1 protein-coding gene is annotated in these 1,293 nt (G+C 48.1%); it reads right to left on the bottom strand.

What is annotated here, in order from left to right; all coding sequences use genetic code 11:
• On the bottom strand, positions 1 to 1,178 hold a 1,178-nt coding region (locus ACN0IC_RS15505), incomplete at its 3' end, for an ATP-binding protein (protein ID WP_416879651.1).
• Between the last annotated feature and the right edge of the window lie 115 nt (positions 1,179 to 1,293).

Raw genomic sequence — 1,293 nt, 5'->3', positions numbered from 1 at the left:
ACGAGTACATGAGCGAGATTTTGAAAACCAATATTATTGGTCATTGGAATGGTTATTGGCTGGCCTTGGGGCATGTGCCGCGTACAAAGCTGCAGCCCACCCCGAAGAAGCCGGTGGCCTTTTCTCAAGCCAAGTTTTTTATCATTATATGTGTCCCATAGATCGGTCGAGAAAGCCAAAAATATTCTCAACGATACTCCTAGCTCACTTATTAGCTTTTCCTCCGACTTTTCCAAACGAGGCCTGATTGGAGACTTTCCATTGAGAATCTCGCTCCCTGTCCACTCCCCCCATATTCCATGTAAAGCACGAAATTTGGCTGGAGGCTTGGAAACATCTAATCCCTTCTCAACACGCGTCTTCCTATCAGCCAGATAACCCCGAAGATCTACCGTGCGATTTAGTACTTCGTTAGGATGCAAATATTCCGGCTGATTGAGGTTGGCCTCCGTTCTTACTCCTTCCAAATCAAACACTTCTAACTGAATACTAATTTCTCGGGCTTTGCTATCACATAGATATATCCCCCCGAGCGGCGTTGTAGACCGAAGTACTGCAAGCCATCTATCTGCGTCACTTGCACCGAGCCAAGAAAGATCACGAGGCCGAATTGCCTGCCCGTTGAGCCTGACTACCATCGAAGTACCACGAGTAATTTCGTTGAAAGGGTCGTGACTGGGGATCACTGGCTCCACTTTGGGTCTAGGGACGGTGTCGGAGCCATCCTCTACCCACTCCCGCCCTCGCTTCAGAACGCCTGATGCAAAATGGCCTTCGAACTTGGTTGCCACTTCCAAATGATTGAAGCCGTATGCGAGGTATGTCGCCCCTACTCCTTTGTGCCCTCGGGTATCGCCCTCCTTCTTGAAAGATAGATTTGGGCGAAGGAACTGACGAAATTCAGACTCAGCCATACCACATCCGTTGTCAGTAATGGCTATACGCTTACCTTGGAGATCAATCGTCACCCAAATGGTCGGCTCAAACGAATCTTCTTTTTCAGAGCAACGCTTTTCTACTGCATCTAGCGAATTCTGAAAAAGCTCCGAAAAGAGATCGTAGTACCCCGTGTAGCTTTTAAGAATATTTCGAATCTCACGTCGCTGTGACGCAATGAGAATACCCGGGTCCGGTTGCACTGCAAGCGGATCCCAAGAGCTTAGATTAGTTTCCGGCACTCAGATCACCTTTCCATTGCTTTATCATATGGCCCGATAACAGTCAGACCTCCTTTCTCGAACTAACAAATATCCGCGCACGAAAGCCTTGGACTCTCTTTCACACCATCTCAAT

Origin of the sequence: Litorimonas sp., assembly GCA_029936425.1 — a bacterium.
Lineage (GTDB): Bacteria > Pseudomonadota > Alphaproteobacteria > Caulobacterales > Maricaulaceae > Litorimonas.
This window is presented reverse-complemented; position numbering and strand designations above follow the sequence as displayed.